The following is a 7,064-nucleotide window of genomic DNA, read 5'->3' as shown; positions in this document are numbered from 1 at the left end:
GCCGTCGGCGTGCATCGTGGCCAGCTGGAGCACACGCTTGTGCAGGTCGATCGCATGGAGCATCATCGGAGCCTCCTCAGTTGAGGGTGAAAGTGGCTCCTCAGCTTGCATCACGATCCCGCGTTCTGGAAGTATCAGAGTTGTTTCCTCTACTCCCTCAGCGTGAGGCATTCTTTTGTGGATCGGCGCCTACCGGCAGTAGCAGCCGCGGCCGGAGCAGATCCCCACAAGCCCGTCCTGCGCGCACTTCTGCGTGCAGACGTCCTGGTTGCAGGCGGCGGCCGGCGCGGCATCGGCCGGGGCGGCCACCGCCTGCGCCGCGCCGAACCCCATCGCCGCCGCGAACACGGCCGCCAGCACCCCGCGCGTCACGTTCCGCTTCATCGCATCCTCCCCATCGAAGGTGTCCCAGCCTTCCCGTTCGCCGGTGTGGCGCGGGCCCGATCGCAGAATACGCGTCGCCCTGCGTAACGGGAAGCCCGCCGGATGTGCGGCTCGTGTACCCGTTCCGTCCAGGCTCCACCCCGCGCCAAACCCAGCAATCACCTGACCCCTGGCTGGTACGCTTCCTGCCCTTGCTCCCGCCCGGCGCGGTTTCTTGCGCACGGGAAACGAGACCTGTGAAGGTGCATGATGCTGTACAACGGAATGGACCAGGCTCCGCGGATGGGCGATGCGCCGCGTGGAGAGCACCAGGAGCGGCGCACCTTTGCGCGCCGCATCGACTGCGATTCGTCGCCGCGCGCGCGCGTGAGCGATGCCACGGCGCGCGTCCGCGCACCGTGGGAGCACGACGGCTGGGAGCGCTCGCGCCCCGGCTACGGCCGCTGACCCGACCCGCACGCGGCTTCCGCGAACCCACCTGACGACATGTCGACGGTCCTTGGCGAGCCCCAGGCGCGCGGCGCAGGGCTTGATCCCGAAGAGCTGCGCGTCACGCGCCTGCGCGCGGTGCGCGGGCCCAACTTCTGGCGCCTGGCGCCCGTCATTGCCTGCGACCTTACGCTGGGGTCGCTGGAAGACGTGCCCTCCACCGAGATCCCCGGCTTCAACGAGCGGCTGATGGGGATGCTTCCCACGCTGCGGGAGCATCCCTGCTCGCGCGGCACCGAGGGGGGCTTCCTGGAGCGGCTGGAGCAGGGAACGCACCTGCCGCACATCCTGGAGCACGTCGCGCTCGAGCTGCAGACGCTGGCGGGGACGGACGTCTCGTTCGGCCGCGTGGTGGAGTCGGGCGACCCCGGCGTGTGGTGGCTGATCGTGGCGTACGAAGAGGAAGAGGTGGGACTGCAGGCCGTGCGCGAAGCCGTGCGCCTGGTGCGCGCCTGCATGAGCGGCGAGCCGTACGACGTGCAGTACGCGGTGGAAGACCTGCACGACCTGCTGGAGTCCGTGCGGCTGGGCCCCAGCACCGCGGCGATCGTGGAAGAGGCGCAGCGCCGCGGAATTCCCGTGCGCCGGCTGAACAACTACTCGCTGGTGCAGCTGGGGCTGGGCAAGAACCTGCGCCGCGTGCAGGCCGCCATGAGCGACTACACCAGCGCCATCGGGGTGGAGATCGCGCAGGACAAGGACGACACCCGCCGCGTGCTGGGCGCCATCGGCCTGCCCGTGCCCGAGGGGATGACGGCCACCACCGTGCAGGCCGCGCTCGACGCCGCGCACGAGATCGGCTGGCCGGTGCTGCTGAAGCCGCTGGACGCCAGCCACGGCCGCGGCATCTCGGGCGAGATCCGCGACGACGACGGGGTGCGGGCCGCCTTCGAGGTGGCCCAATCGTTCTCGCGCCGCGTGGTCGTCGAGCGGTTCGTCACCGGGCGCGACTACCGGGTGCTGGTGGTGGACGGGCGCGTGGCGGCGGTGGCGGAGCGCGTTCCCGCGCACGTCGTCGGTGACGGGCACCGCACCATCCGCCAGCTCATCCAGTCCGAGAACGAGGACCCGCGCCGCGGCAAGGGCCACTCGCGCACCCTTACGCGCCTTCCCGACGACGCGGCCACCGAGGCGTACCTGGCGGCCCGCGGGCTGACCTGCGACAGCGTGCCCGCCGCGGGCGAGCGGGTGTTCCTGCGCGCCACGGCCAACCTGTCCACCGGCGGCACCTCCATCGACCGCACCGACGAGATCCACCCCGACAACGTGACCGCGTGCGAGATGGCGGCGGGCGTGGTGGGGCTCGACATCGCCGGCATCGACGTGCTCTCGCCCGACATCACCCTTCCCTTCCGGCAGAACGGGGCGGTGATCATCGAGGTGAACGCGGCGCCGGGGCTGCGGATGCACACGCATCCCACCGAGGGCACCCCGCGCTACGTGGGCGCGCCCATCATCGAGATGCTGTATCCGCCGGGGCACCCGTACACCATTCCGGTCATCGCCATCACCGGCACCAACGGCAAGACGACCACGACGCGTCTGACGGCGCACCTCTTTCGCCAGACGGGAAAGACGGTGGGCTTCACCACCACGGACGGCGTGTACCTGCAGGACCGGCTGGTGATGGAGGGCGACATGACGGGGCCCTTCTCGGCCAACATCATCCTCTCCAACCCCACCGTGGACGTGGCGGTGCTGGAGACGGCGCGCGGCGGCGTGATCCGCGCCGGCCTGGGCTTCGACGAGTGCGACGTGGGCGTGGTGCTCAACGTGACGGCCGACCACCTGGGGCTGCGCGGCATCAACACGCTGGAGCAGCTGGCCGACGTGAAGTCGGTGGTCCCCGCCGTGGTCAAGCGCGAGGGGCACGCGGTGCTGAACGCGGACGACCCGCTGGTCTACCCCATGCGCGACCGCAGCGGCGGCGACATCGTGCTCTTTTCCACGATGAAGGACGGCGAGAACCCGCTCTTCGACGACCACGTGGAGCGGGGGGGGATCGGCGCGCGCATCGAGGACGGCGAGTTCGTCATTCGCCGCGGGCGCCTGCGCATTCCCATCGCCAGCGTGCGCGAGGTGCCGCTGATGATGGGCGGCGCCGCGCGGTTCCAGCAGCAGAACGTGCTGGCCGCCATCGCCACGGCGTACGTGCAGGGCGTGCGGTACGACACCATCCGCGCCGGGCTGCTCTCGTTCTTCCCCTCGCCGTCCATGACGCCGGGGCGGCTGAACCTGCTGCGCGTGGGCGACGCGCGGGTCCTCATCGACTACGCGCACAACCCGGCGGCCGTGGGCGGGCTGGTGGAGATGGTGACCGAGATCCCCGCGCGCCGCCGCATCGGGGTGATCACCGCCCCGGGCGACCGCCGCGACGACGACATCCGCGCGCTGGGGCGGCTGTGCGCCTCGCTGGACCGCGTCATCGTCAAAGAAGACGACGACACCCGCGGCCGCCCCCGCGGCGAGATCGCGGGGCTGGTGATCGAGGGGCTGCGCGAGGGCGGGATGCAGGGCGACGCCATCGAGACGGTGCTGAACGAGATGGAGGCGGTGGACCACGCCATGGGGGGGCTGCAGGAGGGCGACCTGGTGATGGTGCTGGCCGACCACGTGCCGCCGGTGCTGGCGCGGGTGCAGCGGTACGCGGAGGGCAGCGCGGCCATGTGAGGGGATAGGGAATAGGGAACAGGGAATAGGGAACAGGGAATAGGGAATAGCCAGCCGGGCGGAGGTGCGCCCGGCTGGCTTTCGTTTGTTGTCGGCGGGCGGATGCAGGAACCTCCGCGCGCGTCCGCCGGTAGACGGCGCGAGTTCTCTCATCCCTTTCTGCACCGGGCGGACGATGGACGAGCGAGGCGGATGGCGCCGGTGGGCGATGGCGCTTGCGGGCGTGGCGGCGGTGCTGGTTGCGGCGCCGGCGAGCGCGCAGCCGGACTGGTACAACCGGTGGCGGCCGGACTCGCTGGGGCTGGCGGGGGACGCGGTGCCGATCGCGCTGGAGACGGTGCGGGCGGAGTGCGATCCCCCCGGCACCCAGGTGGTGCGCGACAGCGCCGACGCGGCGGAGATCCGGCGGTTTCGCGGGTGCGATCCGTTCCCGCTCCCCGACGTGGGACGCGCGCTCTACGTCCGTCTGTCGATGATGGGCGACTGCCACGCCCGGCACTCGGTGGACGCCTTTCGCTCCGACTCCCGCCGCGAGTACCGCATCCTGATGGTGGATCGATACGGCGGCTGCCGCGCGGGGCGAACGGAGGAGCGATGGATCCGGCTTCCCCCGCTTCCCGACGGCTGGACGGTCGCATTCACGGAGCGCAGGATCGACGACCGGAACCGGGAGCCGTGGCGCACGGATACCGTCAGAGCCGCTGAGGAGGGCGTGCCGCTGCCGGCCGAGCGGGAGTGGATCGACTGCGATCCCGGCCGGGTGCGCGTGCTGCGCGACCGGGTGGACGCCGAGGCCATCCAGCACCTTCCGGGGTGCGATCCGTCGGCCTTTCCCGCGCTGGGCCGCGACCTGTACGTCCGGGTGCTGCCCGGCAGGTTCTGCGACGCCCGGTACGGCGTGTCCGCCTACCGCTCCGAGCTTCACCGCGAATACCGCGTCGTGAAGCACCACCAGTCCCGCGCCTGCAAAGCACCGGGAGGTGGCCCGCGGTGGTACCGGCTTCCCGCGCTCCCGGACGAGTGGACGGTCGCGTTCACGGACGGCTGATCCGATACCGATCCGCAAACAACCCGTATCAGTTCATCCATGAAAAGATTGGGGTACAGAGGAACAGACAAAAGCCAGAGGAACAGAGGAAGATCGGTTGTCCTCTGTTCCTCTGGCCCTTCTCTGTCCCTCTGTACCCTTGCTTTTGTTTTTCCGGACTCGCTATGAAAATCATCTTTGCCGGAGCGGATGTAGGGTCGGTATCCAGAGATGCGTGCGCCGCGGCGCCGGGTTTGCGGAGGGCGGAGCGCAGGTGACGTCCCCACGACCGGAGCCCGTCCGCCCCATGCCGCGGTTCGATCCCTACACCGAGATTCGCCTGGTGGGCCTGCGCTCGCTGCGCGGGGCCAACTTCTGGAGCAACCGCCCCGTCACCCGCATGGACGTGGCGGTGGGCGAGTACGACGAGATCCACAGCGCCGAGGTGCCGGGCTTTACCGAGGCGCTGATCCGCGCCATGCCGGGGCTGTGGGAGCACCGCTGCAGCATCGGCGAGCGGGGCGGCTTCGTCACGCGGCTGCGGCGGGGGACGTACGCGCCGCACATCGCCGAGCACGTGGGGCTGGAGCTGCAGGGGATGGTGGGGCACGACGTGGGCTACGGCCGCGCCCGCGGCGGCGATCGCCCCGGCGAGTACACGGTGGTCTTCGAGCACCTGCACGCCGAGGTGGGGCTGCGCGCCGCCGCCCTGGCGCTGGACGTGGTGCAGAAGGCGTTCGCGGGCGAGCTGCACGACGTGGAGTTCGCGCTCAACGAGCTGCGCGCGCTGGCCGAGACGCCCGACGTTCCCGGCCTTACGCAGCGGGTGCTGTGCGGCATCACCGGCGGCGGCGAGCGGGGGGCGGTGCGCGACGAGATGGTGCGGCGGGGGATCAGCGACGAGGCGCTGATCGTGGACGTGGCGCCCTCGTACCTGCTGAACGCGGGGCTGCCGTACGCCCGCTCCGAGATCGCCGTGATCCTGGACAGCGACGTGCACGACGTCCCCGACCGCTACCGCGAAGAGGAGCGGAACCTGCAGCTGGTCTCCGTCCTTGCCGACGCGGTGGCGCGCGACGGGATCGTGGTGCTGCCGGGGCGGGAATGGGAGGTGCAGGACATGGCGCGCGAGGCGGGGTGCCGCGTGGCCGTGTTCTCGGAGCTGGACGCGGTCCCCGCGCGCGACGCGCGGGTGGCGCACTCGGTGGCCATGGTGCGCGACGGGCGCATCCTCATCGAGACGGGGGGCGAGCTGGCCGACGGCGGGGCGCTGGTGGACGGCGTCGACCCGCGGGCCCAGGTGGCGGCGGCGCTAGCCGTGCACTCGCTGCACGAGCTGGGGGCCGCGCAAACGGGGGAGGAATGGAGTCCAGCACCAGCACCAGCAACGGAACCGGCGCCCGCGGCGCCGTGAAGGCCGGACCCACGCGCCGGCGCTCGGACCGCACGGCGGGCACCCTGGTGCTCATCGGCGGCGCGTGCGAGCCCACGGGCGAGGCGCTGGGCGCCTTTCTGCGCCAGTGCAAGGCGCTGGACGGCGGGCGCATCGTGGGAATCACCACGGCCTCGCAGGACCCAGCGGGCTCCGCGCGCGACTGGTTGAAGTCGTTTGCCGAGGCCGGCGCCACGCACGTGGAGATCCCCATCGTGGACCGCCGCGACCAGGCCCAGGACCGGCGCATCGCCAAGATGATCGAGGGCGCCGACGGCATCTTCTTCGGCGGCGGCGACCAGGTGCACCTGGTGGCGACGGTGGGCGGGTCGCGGGTGGACCGGGCGGTGCGCGAGGCGTACGCCAACGGCGCCACCATCTGCGGCACCAGCGCGGGGGCCGCGGCGCTCACCGAGACCATCCTGGCCGGCGGCGAGCCCGACGAGTACGGGCAGATGCAGGACCTTCACCTGGGCCCCGGCTTTGGGCTGCTGGGCTTTCGGGCGATGATCGACACGCACTTCACGCAGCGGCGGCGGCTGCAGCGATTGTTCATGGTGATCGCCCAGAACCCCGAGACGCTGGGGCTGGGGATCGACGAAGACACGGCCCTGGTGGTCCAGGGCCACCTGGGCGAAGTGGTGGGGCGCGGCTCCGTGACCTTCGTGGACGGCCGCGGCGTGCGCTTCGACAACGCGGACGAGTGCATGGACGGCAAGCCGCTCACCCTGAGCTACCTGCGGGTGGGGATCGTGGGCTCGGGCTACACGCTGAACCTGCGCGAGCGCGAGCTGGAGGTGCTGGTGCAGGCGCGGCAGGAGGAGGCCGCGGGCGTGTCGGAGCTGGAGGTGCTGCGGAGCGAGGGGATGGAGGGGTGAAGGAGTGCGGGAGTGCGGGAGTGCGGGAGTGCGGGAGTGCGGGCTCCGCTCACTTCGTTTGCTTTGGGTCTTGACAGCGGGTGGCGGGGCGCCTAGATTGCTCCGCAACAATAGCCCCCACGCCTAGACGACGGGTTCTGCCCGGCGAGATGCGCACCAGGGGGCTTGTTTATTCCCCCTGCCT

At 71.2% G+C, this 7,064-nt stretch carries 6 protein-coding genes; 5 read left to right on the top strand and 1 reads right to left on the bottom strand.

All coding sequences use genetic code 11. The features are described 5' to 3' along the window. Nucleotides 1-189: 189 nt before the first annotated feature. Entirely contained in the window at nt 190-384 is a 195-nt protein-coding gene (locus VGC13_RS21125; protein WP_331127272.1) for a hypothetical protein, read from the bottom strand. Between the two features lie 249 nt (nt 385-633). Between VGC13_RS21125 and VGC13_RS21120 the strand changes: the two genes are divergently transcribed. The 5 genes from VGC13_RS21120 to VGC13_RS21100 all read left to right on the top strand — a co-directional run bounded on the left by VGC13_RS21120 (nt 634) and on the right by VGC13_RS21100 (nt 6,880). After that, nucleotides 634-831 (top strand): hypothetical protein, encoded by a 198-nt coding sequence (locus VGC13_RS21120; RefSeq protein ID WP_331127271.1) that lies wholly within the window; start codon nt 634-636, stop codon nt 829-831. 39 nt (nt 832-870) lie between these two features. Beyond that, nucleotides 871-3,543 carry a cyanophycin synthetase gene (gene cphA, locus VGC13_RS21115; RefSeq protein WP_331127270.1) on the top strand — a complete coding sequence of 891 codons (2,673 nt, stop codon included), beginning with the start codon at nt 871-873 and terminating at the stop codon, nt 3,541-3,543. Nucleotides 3,544-3,718: 175 nt separating this feature from the next. Next, nucleotides 3,719-4,591 carry a hypothetical protein gene (locus tag VGC13_RS21110; RefSeq protein ID WP_331127269.1) on the top strand — a complete coding sequence of 291 codons (873 nt, stop codon included), beginning with the start codon at nt 3,719-3,721 and terminating at the stop codon, nt 4,589-4,591. A gap of 253 nt (nt 4,592-4,844) precedes the next feature. Then, entirely contained in the window at nt 4,845-5,984 is a 1,140-nt protein-coding gene (locus tag VGC13_RS21105) for a cyanophycin synthetase family protein (RefSeq protein WP_331127268.1), read from the top strand. After that, entirely contained in the window at nt 5,933-6,880 is a 948-nt protein-coding gene (locus VGC13_RS21100) for a cyanophycinase (protein ID WP_331127267.1), read from the top strand. The genes VGC13_RS21105 and VGC13_RS21100 overlap by 52 nt, the downstream gene beginning before the upstream one ends. Nucleotides 6,881-7,064 lie beyond the last annotated feature (184 nt).

Origin of the sequence: Longimicrobium sp. (genome assembly GCF_036399255.1) — a bacterium.
Taxonomy (GTDB): Bacteria; Gemmatimonadota; Gemmatimonadetes; order Longimicrobiales; family Longimicrobiaceae; genus Longimicrobium.
The sequence above is the reverse complement of the archived record's forward strand: the minus strand, read 5'-3'. Positions and strand labels throughout refer to the sequence as shown.

Bases quoted from the DNA above. Each gene is read 5' to 3' on its own strand.
- VGC13_RS21125 (WP_331127272.1), bottom strand. From the start codon at position 384: ATGAAGCGGAACGTGACGCGCGGGGTGCTGGCGGCCGTGTTCGCGGCG.
- VGC13_RS21120 (WP_331127271.1), top strand. From the start codon at position 634: ATGCTGTACAACGGAATGGACCAGGCTCCGCGGATGGGCGATGCGCCG.
- cphA (WP_331127270.1), top strand. From the start codon at position 871: ATGTCGACGGTCCTTGGCGAGCCCCAGGCGCGCGGCGCAGGGCTTGAT.
- VGC13_RS21110 (WP_331127269.1), top strand. From the start codon at position 3,719: ATGGACGAGCGAGGCGGATGGCGCCGGTGGGCGATGGCGCTTGCGGGC.
- VGC13_RS21100 (WP_331127267.1), top strand. From the start codon at position 5,933: ATGGAGTCCAGCACCAGCACCAGCAACGGAACCGGCGCCCGCGGCGCC.